This window comes from Cellulophaga sp. HaHaR_3_176 (assembly GCF_019021925.1).
Classification (GTDB): domain Bacteria; phylum Bacteroidota; class Bacteroidia; order Flavobacteriales; family Flavobacteriaceae; genus Cellulophaga.
Genome location: NZ_CP058990.1, coordinates 1,788,124 through 1,813,696, shown reverse-complemented (window position 1 = coordinate 1,813,696; position 25,573 = coordinate 1,788,124). Strand labels below are relative to the sequence as shown.

General features: G+C 32.2%; 20 protein-coding genes. 3 read left to right on the top strand and 17 right to left on the bottom strand.

Going from position 1 to position 25,573, the window contains the following annotated elements; all coding sequences use genetic code 11:
* Positions 1–14: 14 nt before the first annotated feature.
* Positions 15–770, bottom strand: a complete 756-nt coding sequence (locus H0I23_RS07885) for a DUF547 domain-containing protein (protein WP_254073669.1) — start codon at positions 768–770, stop codon at positions 15–17.
* Between the two features lie 181 nt (positions 771–951).
* Here H0I23_RS07885 and H0I23_RS07880 point away from each other — a divergent pair, with 181 nt between their 5' ends.
* Both H0I23_RS07880 and H0I23_RS07875 read left to right on the top strand, forming a co-directional pair.
* A complete protein-coding gene (locus tag H0I23_RS07880) occupies positions 952–1,659 on the top strand; it encodes a TIGR04283 family arsenosugar biosynthesis glycosyltransferase (protein ID WP_216785912.1) in 708 nt (235 codons plus the stop codon).
* 10 nt (positions 1,660–1,669) lie between these two features.
* The gene (locus H0I23_RS07875; protein ID WP_216785911.1) at positions 1,670–2,725 is read left to right on the top strand and encodes a VOC family protein; all 1,056 of its coding nucleotides are present in this window, start codon (positions 1,670–1,672) and stop codon (positions 2,723–2,725) included.
* Between the two features lie 70 nt (positions 2,726–2,795).
* Here H0I23_RS07875 and H0I23_RS07870 read toward each other — a convergent pair whose 3' ends face one another.
* The 13 genes from H0I23_RS07870 to H0I23_RS07810 form a co-directional block, all read right to left on the bottom strand.
* Complete coding sequence (locus tag H0I23_RS07870) at positions 2,796–3,602, bottom strand: anti-sigma factor domain-containing protein (RefSeq protein WP_216785910.1); 807 nt, start codon at positions 3,600–3,602, stop codon at positions 2,796–2,798.
* Between the two features lies 1 nt (position 3,603).
* Positions 3,604–4,134: an RNA polymerase sigma factor gene (locus tag H0I23_RS07865; protein WP_216785909.1), complete on the bottom strand. Its 531-nt coding sequence runs from the start codon at positions 4,132–4,134 to the stop codon at positions 3,604–3,606.
* A gap of 72 nt (positions 4,135–4,206) precedes the next feature.
* Positions 4,207–4,794 (bottom strand): superoxide dismutase family protein, encoded by a 588-nt coding sequence (locus H0I23_RS07860; RefSeq protein WP_216785908.1) that lies wholly within the window; start codon positions 4,792–4,794, stop codon positions 4,207–4,209.
* Positions 4,795–4,897: 103 nt separating this feature from the next.
* Positions 4,898–5,530: a hypothetical protein gene (locus H0I23_RS07855; RefSeq protein ID WP_216785907.1), complete on the bottom strand. Its 633-nt coding sequence runs from the start codon at positions 5,528–5,530 to the stop codon at positions 4,898–4,900.
* Between the two features lie 70 nt (positions 5,531–5,600).
* Positions 5,601–6,275, bottom strand: a complete 675-nt coding sequence (locus H0I23_RS07850) for a DUF2490 domain-containing protein (RefSeq protein WP_216785906.1) — start codon at positions 6,273–6,275, stop codon at positions 5,601–5,603.
* Between the two features lie 3 nt (positions 6,276–6,278).
* Complete coding sequence (locus H0I23_RS07845) at positions 6,279–9,503, bottom strand: hypothetical protein (protein WP_216785905.1); 3,225 nt, start codon at positions 9,501–9,503, stop codon at positions 6,279–6,281.
* Between the two features lie 103 nt (positions 9,504–9,606).
* Positions 9,607–10,206: a methyltransferase domain-containing protein gene (locus H0I23_RS07840; protein ID WP_216785904.1), complete on the bottom strand. Its 600-nt coding sequence runs from the start codon at positions 10,204–10,206 to the stop codon at positions 9,607–9,609.
* Entirely contained in the window at positions 10,203–10,613 is a 411-nt protein-coding gene (locus H0I23_RS07835) for a hypothetical protein (protein WP_216785903.1), read from the bottom strand. Before H0I23_RS07835 ends, H0I23_RS07840 begins: the two co-directional genes overlap by 4 nt.
* 102 nt (positions 10,614–10,715) lie before the next feature.
* Positions 10,716–11,483: a CDP-alcohol phosphatidyltransferase family protein gene (locus H0I23_RS07830; protein WP_216785902.1), complete on the bottom strand. Its 768-nt coding sequence runs from the start codon at positions 11,481–11,483 to the stop codon at positions 10,716–10,718.
* A 137-nt stretch (positions 11,484–11,620) separates the two neighbouring features.
* Positions 11,621–13,264 (bottom strand): M1 family metallopeptidase, encoded by a 1,644-nt coding sequence (locus tag H0I23_RS07825; protein WP_216785901.1) that lies wholly within the window; start codon positions 13,262–13,264, stop codon positions 11,621–11,623.
* Between the two features lie 29 nt (positions 13,265–13,293).
* The gene (locus tag H0I23_RS07820) at positions 13,294–14,628 is read right to left on the bottom strand and encodes a M28 family peptidase (protein WP_216785900.1); all 1,335 of its coding nucleotides are present in this window, start codon (positions 14,626–14,628) and stop codon (positions 13,294–13,296) included.
* 2 nt (positions 14,629–14,630) lie between these two features.
* Positions 14,631–15,794 (bottom strand): nitrate/nitrite transporter, encoded by a 1,164-nt coding sequence (locus H0I23_RS07815; RefSeq protein ID WP_216785899.1) that lies wholly within the window; start codon positions 15,792–15,794, stop codon positions 14,631–14,633.
* Between the two features lie 44 nt (positions 15,795–15,838).
* Positions 15,839–18,049 (bottom strand): bifunctional alpha,alpha-trehalose-phosphate synthase (UDP-forming)/trehalose-phosphatase, encoded by a 2,211-nt coding sequence (locus H0I23_RS07810; protein WP_216785898.1) that lies wholly within the window; start codon positions 18,047–18,049, stop codon positions 15,839–15,841.
* Between the two features lie 104 nt (positions 18,050–18,153).
* Between H0I23_RS07810 and H0I23_RS07805 the strand changes: the two genes are divergently transcribed.
* Entirely contained in the window at positions 18,154–19,956 is a 1,803-nt protein-coding gene (locus H0I23_RS07805) for a glycoside hydrolase family 15 protein (RefSeq protein WP_216785897.1), read from the top strand.
* Positions 19,957–20,043: 87 nt separating this feature from the next.
* On the opposite strand, the gene H0I23_RS07800 is transcribed toward H0I23_RS07805, so the two are convergent.
* The 3 genes from H0I23_RS07800 to H0I23_RS07790 form a co-directional block, all read right to left on the bottom strand.
* Complete coding sequence (locus tag H0I23_RS07800; protein WP_216785896.1) at positions 20,044–21,843, bottom strand: acyl-CoA dehydrogenase family protein; 1,800 nt, start codon at positions 21,841–21,843, stop codon at positions 20,044–20,046.
* A gap of 126 nt (positions 21,844–21,969) precedes the next feature.
* On the bottom strand, positions 21,970–23,160 hold the full coding sequence (locus H0I23_RS07795; RefSeq protein ID WP_216785895.1) for an acetyl-CoA C-acyltransferase: 1,191 nt from the start codon (positions 23,158–23,160) through the stop codon (positions 21,970–21,972).
* A 6-nt stretch (positions 23,161–23,166) separates the two neighbouring features.
* A complete protein-coding gene (locus tag H0I23_RS07790; RefSeq protein ID WP_216785894.1) occupies positions 23,167–25,572 on the bottom strand; it encodes a 3-hydroxyacyl-CoA dehydrogenase/enoyl-CoA hydratase family protein in 2,406 nt (801 codons plus the stop codon).
* Position 25,573 lies beyond the last annotated feature (1 nt).

The following is a 25,573-nucleotide window of genomic DNA, read 5'->3' as shown; positions in this document are numbered from 1 at the left end:
GCAAATATAGATTGTTATAATTTAATCCAATTGTCTAAATCTAAAGTCCAATCGTAACCTTTGTATGTAATATCAAGACCTTTTGTGTCATCTACAATGTTGTGAGCTTTCAAAATTTCTTTAACTCCTTTTTTACAGCCAAAATCACCTCTAAACCAACTAAATAAAGGAGTAACGCTTACTGTATTTTCTTCTTTATTATATACCGTAGTTTGAGTTAAATATTTTTTGGTTCCTAAATCTAATTGTTCATCTAATTTTTCAGCGTAATAAATAGCAACAGGTGGGCAATCTTTAGCACCACAGTTTAAAGCAAAATGCACCCTGTAATCTCTTTCCTCAACTCTCAATTTTCTTTCTAACTTATTAGGAAACCATTTTCTGATCATTCCTAAACCTAATGGCCATTGCGATTTACGAATAATACCATGCTCTATTTTTTCAAAAGCAATAGTGGTGCCAGCAATTTTAATTTGTTCTTTTTTGAAGAAAGAACCTCTATCGCTATATGAATCAGGGTTTTCTTGTAAAATAAATTGAATATAACCGTTATATATATTAAGCCAAAATGCTAATTTTTGAGTATCAGTTTGTAAACCATCCTCTAATTCCTCTATGGTTGTTGAGGCAAGTTGCTCTCTTATAGCTTCTGTGTTTTCTCCATTTTTAATTTTTATTAAAAACTCTTCAGATAGTTTATTGAAATTAGAACCATTACTTTTGTTGTCTTGAGAAGAGATAGAAAAAGAGACAAAAAATGTAAGAATCAATAGTAAGTTTAACTTAATCGAACGTGTTATCATAATATCTTTATTAGTATCGTATATTATTATATACGGTTTTAGAAGTTAGATGGTTTGGTCGTAATTATTTATGAACCCTTTCTTATAAAATTACGTATTTATTAAAGTTAGTTAATTATATTAAATAAAATATAGACTGCATTTTTTTATGATATCTATTATTATACCAGCACATAATGAGAAGCAAAATTTAGATAAGTTACTTCCTTATTTACAAGAGCTTATAAAAGTTGATGATACAGAAATTCTTATTTCTATATCGGCATCAAATTCAGATTGTACAGCTTTCGAGAAATTAAATTCTAAAATTATTTTTTATAAATGTCCAACAAATGGCCGTGCAATTCAAATGAATTATGCAGCAAATAAAGCAAAGGGAGATATTTTAGTTTTTTTACATGCAGATGTAATACCGCCAATTAATTTTATTGAAGATATAAAGGCTACCATTAATAATAAATATGAAGCAGGGTTTTTCTCTTATAAATTTGATAAAGAAAGTTTTTTTTTAAATATCAATTCTTCATTTACAGCAAAAGATGGCATTTTTACAGGGGGTGGTGATCAATGTCTTTTTATTAAAAAAGATGTTTTTTTTCAATTAGGGAAATTTAATGAAGCACAAGTAATCATGGAAGATTTTGAATTTTTCAAGAGAATGAAAAAAGAAAAAGTCAACTATAAAATTATAAAAAACAATCTTATTGTTTCAGCACGTAAATATGAAACAAACTCATATCTAAAAGTAAATATATCAAACCTTGTAATGGTTGTATTATTTAATCTCGGATATCCTGCAAACAAATTAAAAAGTTTACATAGTAAATTATTAAAGATGCCATATAGCACAAAATAACATTGTTTTTATGAGTAAAATTATTAATGGCATTCAACAAATAGGTATTGGAGTTGCTAATGCAAAATCTGTATTTAATTGGTATAGAGAGTACTTAGGCTTTGATATTTTAGTTTTCGAAGATGTAGCTAGCGCAAATTTAATGACTCAATACACAAATGATGTTGTTCAAAAACGTCATGCGTTATTGGCCTTAAACTTAGTAGGAGGGGGAGGGTTAGAAATTTGGCAATTTAAAGATAGGATTCCTAAAGCGAATAAAAATATTTTTTTACTCGGCGATTTAGGAATTAATATAATGAAAATTAGAGCTAAAGATACAACTGTAGTTCATCAAAAATTAAATAAAATTAGCATACCTTTTTTGAGTGAAAATTTTGAAAAAGAAGATCGTTTTATATTTGCTGACCCTTGGGATAACTTAGTTCAAGTGGTAAAAGATGATTATAATTATATTAATTGCAACGTAAGTAACGGAGGTGTTTTAGGAACTGTAATTGGTGTTGCAGATATGGATAAGTCTCTACTTTTTTATCAAAAACTTTTAGGGTACGATATTTTAGTTTCTGATAAAATAGGAGTTCAAGATGATTTTAAAGGTGTGCCAGGTGGTGAAAATTCGTTCAGAAGAATTATTTTGAAGCATAGCGCTAGAAAAGTTGGAGGTTTTGGTGAATTATTAGGTCCGACAGAAATAGAATTAATACAAGTTTTAGACCGTAAGCCTAACAAAATTTATAAAGATCGTTTATGGGGTGACTTAGGGTATATTCACCTTTGTTTTGATATTAACGGAATGAAAACCTTTAGAAATGAAGCAAAAAGATTAAATTTTCCGTTTACAGTAGATAGTGCAGATAGTTTTGATATGGGAGACGCTGCAGGACATTTTAGTTATATTGAAGATCCAGATGGTACATTAATTGAGTTTGTAGAAACTCATAAAGTACCAATATTGAAAAAGCTAGGTATTTATATTGATTTGAAAAAAAGAGACCCATTCAAACCTTTATCTAAATGGCTCATAAGAGCAATGCAAGTACATCGTGTAAAAAGCGATTTATAAAATAAAAAGATATTAAAAATAAAAAGCCGCTGAAATAATTCAGCGGCTTTTTTAATGTTTAGATTCTATTTTAAGAATTTACAGCTCCTAAAGTATAAAGTTGTTCTAGGTTAGGAGATTCACTACCTCCAGCTGGCTCTAATGTAATTCCGAATGCTTCAGATTCATTAGGGTTAGCTAAGGCAAAAACCTTATTATCATCAGATATAAAATCCTCTAATAATCCCATACTCGTAGGTGTAAGTGGGTCTAATTTTAAAGACCATACTTGGTAAACCATTCCATCTGGTGGTTCTGGTAAACCTTGAGCATCAATAAATACTTTTTGTTCTTTCTTATTCCAATATGCTTTTGCATAAGAGTCAGGGTCAACAGCTTGCCCGCCTAAAGCGACTACTTGTATGTCTTTATCTCTAATCGTAGTTAAAAGGTCTTTAGATTTTTCTAGAGAAATTTTAGCTTCTTCAATTTGAATTTCTAAAGTTTCATTATTTTGAGAAGCTACATTGATTTCTGACTTTAATGAATTGTTTTCAGAATACATCCAAAGTAAGCTTGCTGCTAAAATAACAGATGCAGCCCAACCAAGGTATGATGACCAATTAGATGATTTTTCAGAAGGCATTTCAATAACCTTAGATTCAAATGCTTTTTGAATTCTATTTTTTACACCTATAAATTCTTTTTCAAAAGAACGAGATTTTGGTGCAGCAGCTTTTGATAGTGCTAATATAGAAGCTTCAATAGCTACAATTTCTTTTTTAATTTCTGGATATTGTTTAGCATTATCGACCACTTCCAGATTTTCTTTTTCTGAAAGTATGCCAGCTACGTAAAGCTCCAAAACTCCTGTCTCTATGTATTTTTCTATATCCATGCTATATTGCTATATTGCTTCGAATTTGAGAGATACAACTCCTATTTCTTGTTTTAACGGTTCCTATCGGAATTTCTAATTCTTCAGAGGCTTCTTTTTGTGTATAGCCCTGAAAATATAGTAAATCTATAATTTGAACACATTTTTCTTTTAAATTCTTAAGTAAACTCTTTAATCCTATTGTATCAACCTCAGTATTAAGGTCATTACTGTCTTCAAGTATATTTACGAAAAAATCAGAGGATAGGTTTTGTTTACTATTTTTATGTGCTTTTGAACGTACTTGATCAATAGCTGCATTTCTAGCAATATTTAATATCCAAGTAAAAAATCGTCCTTTTGAAGAATTGTAACTTTCACAGTTATTCCAAGCCTTCACAAAAACATCTTGACAAATTTCTTCAGCGATATCATTATTTTTTACGATTGTATTAATAACGCCGCAGATATTATCAGAATACATACCATATAGCTTTTCAAAAGCTTTTTGGTCTTTATTCCGAAAATTGTCAACTAAAAGTTCTAATTCCATAGAATGAATTTAATAATGTAAGATAAAAAAAAACTGCACTAAAGGCAGTTTTTAATTTGTTTATATTTTAATTTATTGAATTATACCAGCACAACTAACTCTAGCTCCAGCATCGCCACTTGGTTGCGATGTATAATCATCAGTACCTTGGTGAACTATAACACCTTTTTCTAGTATGTTTTTTGTTTCATCGTCACAATCAATACACCATTCGTCAGTACTAAATTCAACCGTAGCATTTCCATCTACATCAGCAGCAAAATTACCAATATCTCCTTTATGATAACCTTCTTCAGTACCCCATTTTCCATGTGGTTGAAATGTTGGGTTCCAGTGTCCGCCAGCCGATTTACCATCTGCAGATGAACAATCTGCAGTTTCGTGAATGTGTATGGCATGTTCACCTTCGCTTAAGCCAGATAGAGTAGCCATCATTGCAACAGTTTCTCCATCTTGCGTAAAAGTTACCTCTCCCTTGACATCACTTTCACTTTTAGGTTCTAGCGTTATAGTAATAGATTTAGACTCTTTTTCTGATTCTACATCCATAATAGTAGCTTCAACTTCAGAATTCATTTCTTTTGTTTCTTTTTTTGCATCTTTACAGCCGTAAGAAAAGCTTAATGCTGTAATAGATAAAAGAAATATTGTATTTTTCATAGTAGTGTTTTTTGTTATTTATAATTAACACTAAAAGTATAAAAGAGCTTAAAAAGAAATGCGCTTATCAGAGTTTATTGTTAACTCAATCCCTAAAATGTGATTATTTTTTTTCAAAAACAACTACACCTTCTATAGCAACATCTTCCCATGTTTTACTAACACCATCTGGTCCAGTGTGCAATGCTTCACAAGCTTTATTTATCGAAGCAACAGCATCTAAAGCATTCCAGTCCCCTAATTTCAATACTCCTGTAAAAGTGTATTTAGTTTCAGAATTTTTTAGAGTTTCTAATGCAATAGTTCCAGTTTCTCCATTTAAGGTAATTTCTAAAGAACATGCATCACCATCTACATTAAAAATACCAGAAATTAATTCAGTATTATCCATAACGCCAAAAAAGAATTCTAATAATTTAGGATCTCTCGTGCCAGTACCATCATTAGTAAATAAACTAGAAACGGGTATACTAAATTCAGTACCATCCATAGCTTCTAAAGCTGTAGCACCTGTTCCTTCGTTTTTAATATTAATTGTTTTAAAAATACCTCCAACTGGTATTTTATCTGTTGTTTTATATGCCGTGAAACTAACTTTTGTAGAATCTTTAATTAATGAAAACGGCTCTTCTACAGTTTCAGTTTTTGCAGCAGCACTGTTATCTTTTTTAGTTTCTTTACAACTGTAAGTTAATCCAGCAATAACTAATGATAATACTAATAATGTCTTTTTCATTTTTATTGTTTTATAAGTAAGTATAAAATTACGTTTATTTTAATTGCAATCAATGGTATATAACCTTAATCTATTTCTTTTTTCTTAAGTCGGGGTTGTAAAAAACTCCGATTTGTATTCTATCAAAATTGGCGTTCGAAAAGTGGTTTTTTAAATATCCAGTTTGTAGCGCTAAGTTTTCAGTTACATTAACACCTAAGGCCGCGTATAAACGATTTTGTCCAAAAACATCATCTTGTAAATTTAAAAACACTTCGTCATAAAAATTCAAAAAGAAAATATCAGTTAATGGTAGTGTAACTTGTAATCGATATCGAGCTCTATGTTGTGTGTCAGTTGTGTTTTGGTTTGATAAAAAACGTTGCTCTAATCTATAACGATGTTCAAATAAAACATTGCCTAATTTATTTTTAAGTATAAATTGTTCAAAAATTCTATTTTCATTACTATTTTCTTCATCAGGTAACTCATCAAAAGTACCATCGGTACTAATATAACCATAGCCAATTGTTGCAATTGCATTAGGGTTTATATGATAATTTAAACCTGTACGTAAAAGCATTTGGTTAAAATTATTAGAAGTTTCATAGTATCTAAATTGAGCTTCGGTGTGTATACTTAATTTCTCTGATATTTTATTAGTACCAAAATACATATACCAAGCACCCCAATTATCTTCTCCGGTTTCTTGGGCATTACTGATTGATAAAAAGCTAAGGGCAATTAAAAAGGCAATTTTTTTCATGGATTAAAATTTAATCGTTTTTGTTTCTTTAAAAGGTGTGCTATTTAAATTTTCTATAGATGTTCTGTATGTTTTCCATTCAGAATCAAAAAAGATATTTGTTTTCTCTACAGCTTGTTTTAATTCTTGTTCAGCAAAACGAATGAGGTTTTTTTCTGTTGATGTTATTCCTGTTTGTCTTGTAGAACTATAGTAACGAGCGTTACCTATCCTTTGCATAACGGTAATTTCAGGATTACGAGTAATACCTTGTCGTTTGTCATCTTTACCTAAGTATAAAGCTATTTCTTTATCAATTTTTTTAATTATTTCAGTTGATAATTTAATAGCATCTTGGTATTTTTCTTTATCAATTTCTTTTAATTCTTTCTGATATTTTATAGCAATATTTTTAGATGTTACTAACTGCAGTACAGCATCGGCAGCTATTTGTGTTAAGTTTTCTATTTTTTTAGATGTAGCATAAACTTCATTAATATTAGTTTCAGAAATATCTAATCTAGGGTCTGATTTTACTTCGATTTGAGTTTTTTCAGATATAGTGTCATATGACATTTTAATAGTGTAAAAACCAGGTTTTACATCCACACCACCTTGTTCTTTTTTAATCTTACTAATTTTTCTTGAAGGAGAATCAGCACCTTTTTCATCCATTTTCCAATATACTCGGTGAAACCCAGCTTTCTCAGGTGTTTTATATTTAAGAGTTCGTATATGTCTTTCTCCGTCATAAATATCAAACTGAATAGAATCTTTTTTCTGAACACCTGTTAACCCAACATTATTTGCTTCAGTTAAATTTGTATTAGAAGCGTCATTTTTATTTGATTTTGTTTCAGTATCCAATTTTTTAGCTTTTCCCTCTTTCAAGAAATAGGTTATCATGGCTCCTGATTTTTTATTTTCAGCGTTGAATATAGCATCAGCACCAAACCTGCTACCCGTTGGTTGTTGATACGCTGCTTGGTATGCTGTAGGAGGTGTAAATAGTTTAGCATCTTTTTGTAATATAGTATAATCTGAAGCTAGGGCTCTTAAAGGTCGAATATCATCTAAAACCCATGCAGCACGGCCAAAAGTACCTATTACTAAATCATGCTCTCTTGGGTGAATAACCAAATCTTTTGTAGACACAGTAGGGAAACCTTCTGTCCATTTTTGCCATTTAGTACCTGCATTAAAAGATATATACAAACCATCATCAGTTCCTAAAAATAAAAGATTAGGGTTTTCAAGATCTTCAATTATAGATAATGTATAGCTTTTTACATCAGTAGCATCAACAATGCGTTCCCAGGTTTTACCATAATTTGTTGTTCTATAAGCATATGGTGTGTAATTAAACCTTCTATAATCATTTGCAATTAATAAAGCTTCACCTTTATTTTTATTAGAAGCTTTTATCTGTGGAATCCAACTTCCTTTAGGTAGGCCTTTAATATTTTGAGTAACATCAACCCAAGTATTTCCATTATTTTGTGTATAATGTACTCGTCCGTCATCAGTAGCTACCCAAAGCATATTTTTTTCAAGCGTAGATGGTTCTATAACTAAAATAGTACAATGATTTTCAGCACCAGTAGCATCCATCGTTAAACCTCCACTATCGCCTTGTTTTTGTTTTTCGGGGTCGTTTGTAGATAAGTCAGGAGAAATTATTTCCCAAGTCAAGCCTTTGTCGGTGCTCTTATGAACAAATTGACTACCAAAATAAACGGTACTATTATTGAAAGGATCTTGGCCAATAGCCGCATTCCAATTAAAACGTAATTTAGTTTTTGCATCGGGAGGTGTAGGGCGTACAATGTAATTATTACCTGTTATATGATCGTATCTTGAGACATTACCTTGCTGACTCATTGCGTAACCAAATCTAGAATTTTCTTTGTCAGGTACTACGTCAAAACCATCACCAAAAGCAATTTCTTGCCAATAGCTGTTTCTTATACCTTGGGCTTTCCAAACATAAGCAGGACCACGCCAAGATCCATTATCTTGCATACCACCATATACATTATAAGGGTATTCGTTATCAGTATTTATATGGTAGAATTGGGCAACAGGTATATTGCCAACAAAACGCCAAGATTTTCCACCATCTTTAGTAATATTCATTCCACCATCATTCCCATCCATCATGAACTGGCCATTTTTAGGGTGAATCCACCATGCATGATGATCAGGGTGTACTCCGTTATCTGCACGGTAAGCAGGCATTAGTTGTGTAAAGTTTTTACCTCCATCTTCAGATACATTTATATAAGTAAAGACTGAGTAAATACGGTTTTCATTTTGTGGATCTACATATATTTCAGAATAGTAAAAAGGGCGGTTGCCAATACCTTCTTTTTCATTAATCTTTTTCCATTTAAAACCACCATCTTCAGATTTGTATAATGCATTTTTTTTAGCTTCAATTAAAGCGTAAACAATATCTGGTTTCCCAGGAGCGATAGCAACGCCAATTCTCCCTAATTCTCCACTAGGTAAGCCATCTTTATCAGAAAGTTTTTTCCAATTTTTTCCACCATCATGTGTTATATATAAACCGCTACCTTCACCACCTGATTTAAAAAACCAAGGATCTCTTTTATGCTCCCACATGGTAGCAATTAGTTTGTTAGGGTTTTTAGGGTCCATCACCAAATCAGCAGCGCCAGATTTGTTATTGGTAAATAGTATTTTTTTCCAAGTTTCTCCTCCATCAATAGTTTTAAATACGCCACGTTCAGGATGCTCTCCCCATGGAGAACCTATTGCGGCAGCATATATAATATTTGGATTTGTAGGGTCAATAACAATGCGATGAATGTGTCTTGTTTTTTCTAAACCCATAGATTTCCAGCTTTTACCACCATCTAATGATTTGTAAATACCGTAGCCACCATTTAAACTATTTCTAGGGTTGCCTTCGCCTGTGCCAACCCATATAACAGAAGGGTTGCTTTGTTGTATAGCAACAGCTCCAACAGAAGCTGTAACTTCTTTATCAAAAATGGGTTCCCATTTTATACCACCAGAGGTAGATTTCCATAGGCCGCCAGAAGCTGTGCCAACATATATTATTTCAGGGTTTGAATGTACAGCATCTATGCTCGTTACACGGCCACTCATTCCGCCGGGTCCTATGTTTCTTGGTTTTAAATCTTGTACAAGATTCATATCAAAATCTTGTGCTACTACTTGGAAGAACCCAAATAGTAGTACTAGGGAAAGTAAATTTTTCATTATTTTAATTAGAGGTTAATTAGTCGCCCTAAAAATACCAAAAACTATACAGACAAATCTTAAAAGGATGTTAAGGAAGCTTTTAAAACTATAGTTTGTAATATTATTTTTTTATAAAAATTCCGAATAGTTCATTCCCTTGTCTTGCGGGTATAGAGTTATACGAAGCTTCAAATGTTATTGTTTTAAAATGAGTTTCTAAATACTTTAGGTAAGAAGATTTATTACCTCCGAATGGTCTTTTTTTAAGATTACCAGATAAGGGAATGTCAAACCACAAGCCAACTAGTTTTCCATTCGTTTTTAATATAGATGCCATTTTTTTAGCATAAGAAGTTCTATTTTCAATTGAAGGTATAAATGAGCAGAAAAATGTTTGCTCAATAATCAAATCATAAGCTCCTATATGTTCAAAAAAATTAGCATGAATTAATTGATTTTTAGGAAAATTAGGATTTCTTTTTTTAAATTCTTTAAGCGGAATTTCAGAAATATCTAAAATAGAAACATTTGTAAAACCATTTTTTAATAAGTATTCAGCCTCATAAGCGTTACCAGCTCCAGGTATAAGAATATGTAAGCTTTTATCTTTAAGCTGATCTATATAGTTTTTAATTGGAGTAGAGGGGTAACCAATATCCCAACCCGTGTTTTGTTCTTTATAGCGTTGGCTCCAATAAACTTCTTCTTTTTTTGTGATCATTTTTTAGTTCCAATTTTACTTCCTATCCAAGCCATAGGTATATATGCGATAACAACGTCAGTAATAGCAAACCATATAGGAGATGGTAATAAAAAAACATTAGTAATACCACCTATTAAAAATAATATTCCAATTGAAAATGCAATTTTAAGTTTGTGTGTAACAGCAATTTTAACACTAATAAAAGCAGCTGCGAATGTACCTATTGCATGAGCCAAAAAAGGCATTATATAATGTTTGGGTTGAAACAAATGCATAGCTTCTTTTAGACCTTCCATTGTGGTTGTATTAACACCATTCGGAGGAGGAATAATAGAACTGCTGACCATAATAATACCCATGTTAACAACGCTACCAATCAATAAACCTACTAAAACTGCCATAATATTTCGAAGTAGTGGACTCATATAATGTGTTTTATAAACTACCTGTTATAGAAGGCGTTTATTTAAAAATATGCATATTTAGCTTGAAAAGCTATTAAAACATTTGAATTTCTATTATTACTTTTATCGATTTATATACCTTCGGATAGCAATAAAAATAAAAATTAAACCAGAAAAAGCAATAAAAAAAGGAACTATAAAATCTTTTAAATTCAACACAAACATTATTGATATAATCAGTAACTGAAAACCAAGTCCAAATGTTGAAACAGCTGTCATTAGCCAGTTAGGAAGCTTTTTACTAGAAACAGCATTCTTATCCATTTTATAAATAATTTTATCAAAAATTCCGTAACATACTTTATAGAGTATAAATAATATATTTACAGTACGTTGTTTTTCGCCAGGTAAAGCCTTAGGTGTATTATCTTCAAAAACACGACTTGTCGTATCTCCGTTGTGTTTATTTCTCAAAATCACATAGTAATAATTATATAATGTGCCTTGTAATTGAATACTAATAAAAGCGAGAATTGTATAAGTTATTTTGCCATTAGTAACATGCCAAATAGTAGCTAGTAAAATAAAGTTTAAAATAATATCTGAAAGCGAATCTAAATATCTGCCGGTATATGATGGTGTTTTTTTTATTCTAGCCAATTCTCCATCAGCAGCATCTAAAATAGATTTTAGTATTAAAAAGAAAGCAGTGGCCCAATAATACTCATGAAAAATACAAGCAATGGCTATTAAGCCTGATATGACAAAGCCAATAGTTACATGAATAGGAGTGAATGATGTGTTTTTTAATGATTGTGCTATAAACCGAGCAAATGGTCTTCCATAATCAGAAAGATCTAAAAATTGGTTTTTTGAAGGTAGTTTGGACATTTGAAGATCATTTTAAGAAGAAAAACTAATAACGGAAACACGCTAGCTTAGTTCACTTCTTAAAATGATTACAGCAAAGATAAGTTTATTTTATATTTCTATAATTGAAGGGCAACTCAATAAGTTAGATAGTATAATTACTCTGTTTTTTTAGTATCTATATAAAAATTCTTATCTATTATAATATTAGAGTTTAAGCCTTTTATTTTTTCTTTTTTCCATTCAGCGGTAGGTGATATCCAAACAGGGTTTTCATTTAAAAATAATCGAACAGGCATATTAAAACCATCTACAATATTTGTGTAACGGTAAATAAGTGTTTTACCTTCTGTTCTATATTCTAAAATGGGTATTTTTATACTACGTAAATATTGATTGAAAAAAGGTTTTAAATCAATTCCAGACTCTTTACTAACATAGTTTTCAATTTCATTTGTTGTAACTGTTTTATGATAAAATTGTTCATTTAAGCCTCTTAGTATCTGTCTCCATTTTTCATCATCATTGACTAATTGACGGATGGTGTGTATGATATTAGCACCTTTAAAATACATGTCTCTACTACCTTCGTTATTTACATTATAATTACCTATAATAGGTTTATCATTTATAATACTTTTACGAGTTCCGATAACGTATTCTGAAGAGGCTTCTTTACCATAGAAATAATCTACAAACAAATTTTCAGAATATGTAGTAAAGCTTTCATGTATCCACATATCAGCAATGTCTTTATATGTGATGTTATTAGCAAACCACTCGTGTCCAGATTCATGTATTAATATGTAATCAAATTTTAAGCCCCAGCCAGTACCAGATAAATCTCTTCCTAAATAACCTTTCATGTATTTGTTACCGTATGTAACAGAACTCTGGTGTTCCATTCCTAAATACGGAACTTCAACTAGTTTATAACTATCTTCATAAAAAGGGTAGGGACCAAACCAATGCTCAAAAGCTTCCATTAATCTAGCAGCATCTTTAAAGTGGGTTTTAGCAGTTTCAAGGTTGTCTTTTAATACATAATAATCCATATCTAAAACTCCTTTTTCTCCGTCGTACTTTTCTCCAAAATGTACGTAATCTCCAATATTTACATTAACACCATAGTTGTTGATAGGGTTAGCAACAAACCAATTATATGTAGTTGTACTTTCTCCCTCATCAATAGATTTGAGTCTGCCGTTTGAAATGTTCATTAATCCTTTAGGTACTTTTACACTTATTGCCATACTATCAACCTCATCATACATATGGTCTTTATTTGGCCACCAAACACTAGCACCCAAACCTTGACATGATGTCGCAATAAAATCTTTCCCATTTTTATCCTTTTTCCAAGAAAAGCCACCATCCCAAGGTGCGCGAATAGCTTCTTTAGGCTTGCCAGAATAATGGACTATAATTTCGTTAAATTCATCTTTTATTTGAGGTTTTTTTAAGGTGATATAATGAGCATTGGTATTAGAATTAACTTCTAGTTGCTCACCATCTTGTGTTACTTTTTCTATTTTTAGAGGTGGCTGCAAATCTACTTGCAATACTTGATTTTCCTCCAGTACTTTATACCTAATAGTGTTACTACCTGTAATAAATTTTTCGTCAGGTTTTACTTCAATATCTAAGTGATAAAAATTCAAATCCCACCAGGCGCGTTCAGGCGTTATTGTACCTCTTAATGTATCTTGTTGAGTAAATTTATCTTTATCAGACATTAATCCTTGAGAGAATAAAGTTGTGCATGATAAAGCAAGGAATAGAGAGGTTAATAGTATTTTCATATTTTAATTTAATTAGTTTGTGGCTATTATTATCTTATGATTGCATTTGGGAAAACAACAGGGCTTTCAAATCCATCTTTCCCTACAGATGAAATTCCGAAAAAGTAATTATCTATAACAATACCATTTAAAATAAACTCAGTTACATTACCTACATACCTACTATGATCCCAAGTTGGAGAGGTAGTATCACGCCAATAAATTTTATAACCTATAGCGCCATCAACTTTGCTCCATTGAAATTTAGCGGCTGGCTCTACAATACCACCAATTTTCACCTCTTTTGGTGCAGGTGGTGCCCAAGCAATAGAAGCTAAATTTATTGCATTTACAGCAGTTAGTTTTTTTGCATATTCAAAATTAACATGTTCTAAAATATCACCGTAATTTATTCCGTTTTCGGTTCTAATGTTTTGATGCTGTTGTGTGTAGTTTTCATGAGCTTCCATAATTCTAATGCCAGCAAAACCAGCATCATTAAATGGTCTGTGATGGCCACCTCTACCAAAACGATCTAAACGATAAATCATCATCGGATTCATTTCAGGCATGTAAATTTTTACGTTTTTATGAATGTAGCGTGCTAATTGACGAGAAATACCATCAACTTCGCCACCGTAAAAGCGTCTCATTTGTCGTTCTTTATCAGTTTCAGTCGTAGATACAGCTTCAGAGAAAATTCTAAAGTCGCGATTGCTAGTAACACCGTCTACACCAGTAATATTACCAATCATATCGTTATTTAATATACCGATAACATCCCAATCTTGCTCTTTAGCATATTTTGCTAGACCACCACCGCCAAAAAGACCTTGTTCTTCACCTGATAAGCCTACATATATAATACTATTTTCAAATTTGTATTTTGATAAAACACGAGCAGCTTCAATAGTGCCAGCCATACCGGTTGCATTGTCATTAGCTCCAGGTGCATCAGTTGTAAAGTCCATTGTGTCACTAGCACGAGAATCTATATCGCCACTCATTATAATAAATCTGTTCGGATATTTTGTTCCTTTTTGTATTGCTACAACATTTACGACCCAAGCATCTTTTGGTACTCTAGTACTCATTTCTTTTGTAACAAAATCCTTCTGATAAAAAACATTCAAACAGCTTTCACAATTTTTAGATATGTTATCAAATTCAGATTTTATCCATCTTCTTGCAGCTCCAATACCACGTGTTTCTGAAATAGTATCGCTAAAAGTATTTCGAGTTCCAAATTCAGTTAATGTAGTAATATCTTGTTTTATTCTATCAGCAGAAATAGCGTCTATAATATCATAAATTCTAACATCTGTTTGAGCAGAAGTAAATGTGGTGAAAATTAAAACAGGAATTAAAAGGAGGATTTTTTTCATAATCAATTCTTTTTCTTTAGCAAGTGATATAGACCTAAAATAGGACCAAAGGATAAAAATATAAAAATTAAAGTAGCATCTACTTTTAAAGATAAAAAAGACAAAAGCTGTATGCTTATAATAGTAACGGCAAAACCAATACAGTTTACTAATGTTAAACCAGTTCCCTTCAAATTAATAGGAGCAGCATTTGCAATTAAACTTGAAAATTGAGGAGAATCTGCAGTTACTGCCATACCCCATAAACACCACGCTAATATAAAAAAAGTAGAAGGGAGTAGAAAGAGAAAAGGCGATACAATGCAAAATAAACCAGATAATAAAAGAGCATATAAAGCAACTTTGTAACTGCCTATTTTTTCAGAAATAAAACCTCCCAGCGCACAAGATAATGCACCCAATGCAATAATAATAAATGTCCATAAAGGAACAGATAATGTTTTTTGATACATTGAATTATATGTATCTAAAGCAAAAGGTGTAAAAGCCCAAAAAGCATAAAGCTCCCACATGTGACCAAAATAACCAAAAGAAGCTTTTCTAAAATCAGCAATCTTAAAAAGAGAAAGGCCTGCTTTTATTTCTAATTTTTTATTTTCTTTACGATAAGGTCCATTTGGTACTAATAATAAAATAAAAGCACCTCCAATCAAAGATAATAATGATGTGGTTATTAAAATAAAATTAGAACTACTAACAAGTTTAAAGCTACTAATTAAATAAGGGAAAGCTGTACCTAAAACTAAAGCTCCGACTAATAAACCCAAGGCTTTTCCTAAACCATCTTTATAGTAATCGGCAGCTATTTTCATTCCGACAGGATAAATTCCTGCTAAAAAAAAACCTGTTCCAAAACGGGCGACTAGTAAATGCCATTTACTAGTGTCTTCTGCTACTAAGGATGCATTACATAAAGCTGCTAAAAGCGCGCATATTGCAAATACTTTAGAAGGTGAAAACCTATCTGCAATCATCATTAGGGCAAAAACTAGAGTGCCAGCTATAAAACCTAATTGAACAGACGATAAAACATATCCAATTATTTCGGATCCTAGCCCTGTCTTTAGGGCAAGTTCATTAACAATTGCATTACCTGCAAACCATAAAGATGTGCAGGCAAATTGTGCTAGTATTAGTACAGGTAAAATATGCGATTTATATTTCAATGAATCTAGATATTAATCACGTTAGTCGTTATAAACATCAAAAACTAATTAATAATAAAACGTTTTAAAATTTCACGAACGTCTTTAGTTCCATCTACATAGTATTTAGCGCTTGTTTTTTGTAAACCAACTTTTACTGTTGTTGAAGATTCAGGTAATTCTTGAAACATAAATTCATCAGTCCAATCATCTCCAATAGCAAAAACAAAATCATAATCTGCTTCGTTATAAACACGCATGGCTGCACGCCCTTTATTTACATTACTACTTTTTATTTCAATTACCTTATTACCATTTAAAACACTTAAATCGTCATTTGCAATTAAACTTGTTAATACGGTATTTAGTTCTGTAGCTCTTTTTTGACCAAAATCAGGATCCGTTTTTCTATAATGCCATGCTAAAGAATAGTTTTTCTCTTCAATGAAACTCCCTGGTGTTCTATCAACAAAAGACTCTAATACAGGAAGAATTTTTTCCATCCAATCTTTCTTTACGTTTTCTAACATAGAAAATTCATTTCCATTTTTAGATATCCAAACGCCATGCTCAACAATCATATTATATTTTTTAGGCAAAAACCATTTGGCAAATGTTTCTTTATCACGACCACTAATTAAATACATATCTGTATTTTCTTGAGAAGAAATAGCGTCTAATAATTGATAAAGTTCATCATCAGGACTTGCTTTTTGTGGGTCATTATGAAATGCAGCAAGTGTGCCGTCGTAATCTAAAAAGACCAAACGTTTTTTTGCTTTTTTATATTCTTTCTCTACAGAGTTAATTAGTTTTTCTGATAATTTTCTAGAAACATAAACATTGCTACTTTCTTTTTGAATTTCTAAAGAACTCATAAAATCATTAGCCCATCTTTCTACATTGTAGCGTTCTAATCGTTTTTGTAAAATTCCGTTTCTTTCTTTCTGCTCTTCAATTGGCATATTTATAGCCTCTTTAATAGTATCAGCTATTTGCTCAAAATTATTAGGGTTTATTAGTAAAGATTCATTCATTTCATTAGCCGAACCTGCCATCTCACTAAGTATTAAAACCCCTGTTTTGTCAGTTCTCGTAGCAATGTATTCTTTAGCGACTAGGTTCATCCCATCTCTAATAGGTGTCAACCAAGCAATATCTGAAGAGGTATATAAATCTATTAAATTATCAAAAGGCATAGATCTGTAGAAATACCAAATGGGAGTCCAACTAACAGTTGAAAATTCTCCATTAATACGTCCCACTAACTCATCAACTTCTCTTTTAAGAAGTTTGTATTGGGGGACATTACTTCTTGAAGGTACGGCAAGAATTATCAATCTTACCTTTTCTTTATATTGAGGGTATTTGTTTAAAAAGTATTCAAATGCATTTAAACGTTTGGCGATTCCTTTAGAGTAATCTAAACGATCTATTGATAATAAGAATTTAGCTTCTGGATTAGAAACTTTGTGAGCGTTTAATCTTTTCTGAAGTTCAGAAAGCTCTTCAGGTTTTCTATTTAAATGTTCTTTGGCTGCATCACTAAATTTTTTGTAATCGATTCCCATTGGAAAAGAATCTACTTTTATAATTCTGTCTTCAAGGTATATATCATTGAAACTTACTTCTAAGCCTAACAAACGCCTAACGGAGCTTAAAAAATGACGTTCGTAATCATAGGTGTGAAAACCAATTAAATCTGCACCAAGTAACCCTCTTAGAATTTCTGTACGCCAAGGCAGTGTTCTAAATATTTCATAAGAAGGAAAGGGAATATGTAAAAAGAAACCTATAGATACATCTGGCATTTTTTCTTTAACCATTTGTGGAACTAACATTAATTGGTAATCGTGTACCCAAATCGTATCATCAGAATTAGCCTTTTCTATAATTGCATCTGCAAATTTTTGATTAGCAGCTTTGTATGTTTCCCAATAATCTAATTCAAATTCAGAATACTGTAAGAAATAATGGAATAAAGGCCATATGGTTCTATTACTAAAACCAAAATAAAAACCGTTTACTTCTTCAGCAGTTAAATTTACTTTTGAGGAGCCATGCTCAGCTAAAGCTTTATCAATGTCACCTGCTAATTCTTCAGGTATTTCTTCATCTGTCAAGCCACTCCAACCAATCCAAAGACTATCTCCACCAGAATGAACAGATTTCATTCCTGTAGCTAAACCACCTACACTTGGCACTGCATTAATATTTCCATTGTGAATTTGTAATTGTACTGGTAGTCTATTTGAGATTATGATAGTTTTGCTCATAATTAGTTATATTTTGGCTTTTTTTAGAATTAATTTCTCTAAATTTCGTGAAAAAGAAGAGCAAATGCAATATTATTAGCTTTTTGAGTTAACGATTTATTGATATGGATAATTTAGATTACGGAATAATAGGAAATTGTAGAAGTGCGGCATTAGTTTCTAAGAATGGTTCAATAGACTGGTGTTGTTTACCAGAATTTGATTCACCATCGGTTTTTGCTAGTTTATTAGATGAAAAAATAGGAGGGAGCTTCGGTTTTACTGTTGATGATACTTATAAAATTAACCAAGCTTATGATGCCGAGACAGCTATTTTAATTACAAAATTTACTTCAGGTGAAGATTGTTTTGAAATACATGATTTTATGCCTCGTTATTACAAAGATGATGACACTTATTTTTCTCCACCAGAATTAATTAGATATATAAAACTAATTTCAGGAGCCCCTAAATTTAAAATTGTATATGATCCGAAGTTGGAATATGCACAAGGGGAAACAAAATCTTTTATTAAAAAAGATTTTATAGCGAGTCTTACACACGATATAAAGTTCGATACTGTTTTTTTATATACATCTTTTGATAAAGAGAAAGTATTAAGCGGAGAAGAAATTGAATTAAAAGAAAATGCATTTTTTCTTTTAGCATATAATGAAAAGATATTTTTACCAACAGTAGAGAGAGTTTTTTTAGATTTAGAAAGAACACGTATTTATTGGATGGATTGGTCATTAAAAACACCAACATATAGTAAATTTGATAAAGAAATAAAGCGTAGTGCTTTAACTCTTAAGCTTTTAAGTTATGATAAGTCTGGAGCTGTATTAGCGGCCGCAACAACATCTTTACCAGAAACTATAGGTGAGGTTAGAAATTGGGATTACCGTTTTTGTTGGATAAGAGATGCTTCAATGGTTATAAAAGTAGTATCAGAACTTGGTCATAAAAATATAGCTAAAAGATATTTGCAATTTATAATAGATTTAATACCAGATAAAGATGAGAAGCTCCAAATCATGTATGGTATTAATAAAGAAAAGAAGCTTACAGAAGAAACCTTAGAGCATTTAAGCGGCTATAAAGGCTCTAAACCAGTGAGGATAGGTAATGCTGCTTACGAGCAAGTACAGAACGATATTTATGGTATTTTGATGGATGTTATTCATGAACTAATATCACAATACAGTATAGATATCCAAAATGGAGAAGAACTTTGGGGAATAACGAAAGGTATTGTTTGGATTGTAGAAAAGCACTGGCAAGAACCTGATAAAGGAATTTGGGAATTTAGATCAGAGGATCGGCATTTTACGTTTTCAAAAGTTTTATGTTGGACGGCAATTGATAGAGCAATTAAGGTTGCTGAAATGTTGAACAAACAGCATAAAATAGAAAAGTGGAAACCATTGGAAGAAAAAATCAGAAAAGATATAATGGAAAACGCTTGGAACGAAGAAAAGCAGGCATTTACACAATCGTATGGTTCTAAACATATGGATGCTTCTGTACTTTTAATGGAGTCTTATGGCTTTATTGATGCAAAAGATCCTAAATTTGTGAGTACAGTATTAGCTGTAGAAAAAGATTTATGTAATGATGGCCTTATGTATCGTTATAAAAACGAAGATGATTTTGGAGAGCCTTCGTCATCATTTACAATTTGTACATTCTGGTTTATTAACAGCTTATTTAAAATAGGGCAAGAGGAAAAAGCTTTAAAACATTTTGAACAACTTTTAAGTTATAGCAATCATTTAGGCTTATTTAGTGAAGATATTGATTTTAAGACAAAAAGATTGTTAGGTAATTTCCCGCAAGCATATTCTCATTTGGCGTTAATAGAGTGTGCTATTAATTTTTCTAAAAAAGGTGCAGAAGAGAATGTATTAGAATCTATGAGAGATTAAAATAAAATAACGTTTAAAATAAAAAGCCACTCTAAATTAGAGTGGCTTTTCTGTTTTACCTACTATCAGGTAAAAACGTAATCGGAATTAGTCAAAGGTATAACCGTTATCTGCAGCTACTTTATCCGCAATTTGTGTGCGTAAAGCTACTACGTTAGGGTTATTGGTGTATTTTGTAAAACGTTTAAGTCCCATTAACATCATACGTTGCTCATCTCCTTCAGCAAAAGAAACTACAGCTTCTTTTCCTTTTTGTATAACAGTATCTACAGCGGTATATAAGTATAATTTAGACATTGCAATTTGTGTAGCTTGTTCAGTTTCTCCAAATCGTTTTGCATTTTTCTCAGTTCTTAATATGGTAGATTCTGCCATGTATATTTCAATTAATATATCAGAAGCTGACATCATCAATTGTTGGTGATTTTCTAATTCAGGACCATATTTTTGAACAGCAGAACCAGCTACCATTAAAAATACTTTTTTCAATCTAGCTATTAAGTCTTTTTCTTCAGCAAAAAGCTCAGAAAAATCAGGAGCGTCGAAAGAAGGTATACCCATTAATTCTTCACCAACTTTAGTTGCAGGACCTAAAAGATCAACATGACCTTTCATTGCTTTTTTAACAAGCATACCTACAGCTAACATACGGTTAATCTCATTTGTACCTTCGTAAATACGAGCGATACGAGAATCTCTCCAAGCAGATTCCATTGGAGTATCTGCGCTAAAGCCCATTCCTCCAAAAATTTGAATACCTTCATCGGTAGTACTTTGGCAATCTTCAGACACAGCTACTTTTAAAATAGAACATTCGATAGCATATTCTTCAACACCTTTTAGTTCCGCCTCTTGATGAGAGTTTCCTGCAGCTTCACGCATTGCAATTCTATCTTCAATATTTTTAGCAGCTCTATATGCAGCAGATTCATCAGCATAAATATTAGTAGCCATATTTGCTATTTTAGCTTTTATAGCACCAAAATTCATTATTGGTGTTTTAAATTGAATACGCTCATTTGCATATTTAGTAGCCTCACCAATTACACGACGTTGTGCATCTAAACAGGCAGCAGCCAATTTAATTCTACCAACATTAAGTGCATTCATAGCTATTTTAAAGCCATTACCTCTATCTGAAAGCATATTTTCAACAGAAACTTTTGTTTCATTAAAGAAAACTTGGCGTGTAGAAGAAGAATGGATTCCTAATTTCTTTTCTTCATCACCTAAAGAAATACCGTTAGAAGGATCATTCTCTACAATAAATCCTGTAATATTTTTATCATCACCAATTCTAGCAAAAACTATAAAAACACTGCAGAAACCTGCATTTGAAATCCACATTTTTTGACCAGTAATACTATAGTGCTTACCATCATCAGATAAAACAGCTTTTGTTTTTCCTGAATTAGCATCTGATCCAGCACCAGGCTCAGTTAAACAATATGCACCAAACCACTCACCAGAAGCTAATTTAGGTACATATTTTTGTTTCTGTTCTTCAGTACCATAAAGTGTAATTGGCATTGTCCCAATTCCTGTATGAGCACCAAAAGCAGTACTGAAAGAACCAGTTGCTCCAGAAATATAATCACACACTAACATTGTTGAAACAAAGCCCATTCCCATTCCTCCATAAGATTCAGGTACAGCTACACTTAGTAAACCTAACTCACCAGCTTTACGCATGGTTTCTTCAGTATATGCATAATCTTTTTTCTCGAAACGTTCCCAATGCGCCCAAAGTTCGCGGTCTACAAACTCCTTAGTACTATCACGCATCATTTTTTGCTCTTCAGATAAATCTTCAAGAGTAAAAATGTCTTCACAATTTGTTTCCTTAACAAGGAATTGACCACCTCTAAGTATTTCTTTTTCTGCCATTGCTATAATTTTTCTTTTCCCTTTCCCTTATAAAAGAAAGGGAATTGAGATCTGTTATTTTAAGTTAAGATTTTTACTTTTTTATATTTAAAAAGCCTTCCAAAAGGAAAGATTTAATTGGGATTATTATTTTAAAAATTCAAAAATACCAGCAGCACCCTGCCCCGTACCTACGCACATGGTTACCATTCCGTATTTACCTTGCATGCTACGCTTACGCATTTCATCAAATAATTGAACAGAAAGTTTAGCACCAGTACAACCTAATGGGTGTCCTAAAGCAATAGCACCACCATTTACGTTAACGATGTCTTGATTTAAATTTAACTCACGCATTACTGCTAAAGATTGTGAAGCAAAGGCTTCATTCAATTCTATAAGCTCAATATCTTCTTGTTTTAATCCTGCTTGTTTTAATGCTTTCGGAATAGCCTTTACAGGACCAATTCCCATAATACGTGGCTCTACACCAGCAGCAGCGTAATTAACTAAACGAGCAATTGGTTCAATATTCAACTCTTTAACCATTTCTTCACTCATGATTAAAACAAAAGCAGCACCATCACTCATTTGAGATGAATTACCAGCAGTAACACTACCGCCTGCAGCAAAAACAGCTCTTAAACCTGCTAAAGCTTCTTTACTAGTTCCTTTTCTAGGGCCTTCATCTTTATTAACGGTATAGCTTTTTGTTGCTTTTTTACCATTTTCATCTACATAGGTTTGATCTACTTTTATAGGAACAATCTGATCTTGAAAACGATCTTCTGCTTGTGCCTTTAAAGCTTTCATATGTGAGTTGTAAGCAAACTCATCTTGGTCTTCTCTTGATACTTTAAATTGGTTAGCAACTGCTTCAGCAGTGTTTCCCATTCCCCAGTAATAATCTTCATGACCAGATTTTACTAAATCATAATTTAGTTCAGGTTTATTTCCTGTCATAGGAACTGAGCTCATGCTTTCTGCACCACCAGCAATAATACAATCGGCCATACCAGATTGAATTTTAGCTGTTGCTATACCAATAGTTTCAATTCCAGAAGAACAAAAACGGTTAACTGTTACACCGGGTACATCTACGATATCTAATCCCATAAGTGAGATTAATCGAGCCATATTTAATCCTTGAGAACCTTCAGGCATTGCGTTACCAACGATAACATCATCAATACGTTTTTTGTCTAGTTGAGGTACTTCACTTATCATATGCTGAATGGTTTCAGCAGCTAATTCATCAGCTCTTTTAAAACGAAAAACTCCCTTAGGTGCTTTTCCTACTGCTGTTCTATATGCTTTTACTATATATGCTGTTTTCATCTTTTTCTAGTTTCTTAAAGGTTTACCTGTTTTTAACATGTGTTGAATTCTTTCTAACGTTTTACGTTCAGTACAAAGCGATAAAAAAGCTTCACGCTCTAAATCCAATAAATATTGCTCAGTAACCAACGTAGGTTCAGATAAATCACCACCAGCCATTACATATGCCAACTTGTTTGCAATTTTCTTATCATGCTCACTTATATATTTACTGTCCTCCATAGAGTCAGTACCCACCAAAAACATACCTAAGGCTTGCTTCCCAAGTACTTTAATATCTTTTCTTTTAACAGGTTGGGTATAACCCGCTTCAGCCATTAATTTAGCATGAGCTTTAGCTGTCGCTATCTGGCGATCTTTATTTACAACAACAATATCTTTACCATGTTTTAGTATTCCTAAGTCAAAAGCTTCGTAAGCTGAAGTAGAAACTTTAGCCATACCAATTGTTAAAAAGTACTCTTGAAGTACGTTTAACTCTACATCATTTTTGTGAAATAAATCTTGAGCTCTCAAAGCAAATTCTTTAGAGCCACCACCACCAGGGATAACACCAACTCCGAATTCAACTAAACCAATATAGGTTTCAGCGGCAGCAACAACTTTATCGGCATGTAAAGACAATTCACAACCACCACCTAAAGCCATCCCATGTGGTGCAGAAACTGTTGGTATTGCAGAGTAGCGCATACGCATCATAGTGTCTTGAAACATTTTGATAGCCATGTTCAATTCATCATATTCTTGCTCAACGGCCATCATAAATATCATTCCGATATTAGCACCAACTGAAAAGTTTGGAGCTTGATTTCCAACAACCAAACCTTGAAAATCTTTCTCAGCAATATCAATTGCTTTATTTAATCCCGCAAGAACATCTCCTCCAATTGTATTCATTTTAGATTGGAACTCTACATTTAAAATTCCATCACCTAAATCTTCAACAACAACACCACTATTTTTAAATACCTCTTTTGATTTTCTAATATTATCTAAAATGATAAATGAATCTTGTCCAGGTATTTTTTCTACTGATTTTTTAGGAATATCATAATAATATGATGCACCTTCTTTTACTGAGTAAAAAGATTTGTTACCGGCAGCCACCATTTCATTAACCCAAACAGCAGGAGTTTCACCTTCAGCTTTTATAATTTCTAACCCTTTTTCGATACCAATTGCATCCCAAATTTGAAAAGGACCATGTTCCCAGCCGAAACCAGCTTTCATCGCATCATCAATCTTGTAAAGCTCATCAGTTATTTCAGGAATTCTATGAGAAACGTAAGCAAATAATGCAGCAAAACTTTTCCTGTAAAATTCGCCAGCCTTATCTTTTCCAGCTACTAAAACTTTGAAACGGTCAGCTACTTTATCTATAGTCTTTGTTAGTTCTAATGTAGCAAAACTTGCTCTCTTACTAGAACGATACTCCATCGTATCTAAATCTAGCGTTAAGATTTCTGTTTTCCCTTTAGCATCTTTTGATTTCTTATAAAAACCTTGCCCTGTTTTACTTCCCAACCATTTATTTTCCATCATAGTATTGATGAAGGCTGGTAGTTTAAATAGGTCTAATTTTTCATCGTCCTTACAATTATCAGCAATACCATTAGCAACATGCACTAATGTATCTAAACCAACAACATCGACTGTTCTAAAGGTTGCAGATTTTGGACGACCAATTACAGGTCCTGTTAGCTTGTCTACTTCTTCAACAGTCATACCCATATCTTTTACCATATGGAAAAGACTTTGAATACTAAAAATTCCTATTCTGTTACCTATAAATGCAGGAGTATCTTTAGCAATTACCGAAGTTTTACCTAAGAATTGCTCTCCGTACCCATTTAAAAAGTCTAATACTTCGGGCGAAGTTTTGGGACCAGGGATAATTTCAAAAAGTTTTAAATAACGAGCGGGGTTAAAAAAGTGAGTTCCACAGAAATGTTTCTGGAAATCTTCACTGCGACCTTCGCTCATAAAATGTATAGGAATGCCTGATGTGTTTGATGTTATAAGAGTACCAGGTGTTCTATGTTTTTCAAGATTTTCAAAAACAATCTTTTTAATATCTAATCTTTCTACTACAACCTCAATAATCCAATCTACTTTAGATACTTTAGAAATATCATCTTCTAAATTACCAGTAGTAATTCTATCAGCAAATTTCTGGTGATAGATAGGGGATGGTTTAGATTTTAAAGCAGTAACTAAAGAGTTATTAACTAATCGATTACGTACAGCCTTATCTTGTAAGGTTAACCCTTTAGCTTTTTCTTTTTCATCAAGCTCTCTAGGTACGATATCTAATAATAAAACTTCAACTCCGATATTTGCAAAATGACACGCTATGCCACTTCCCATTATTCCTGAGCCGATAACTGCTACTTTTTTAATATGCTTATTCATC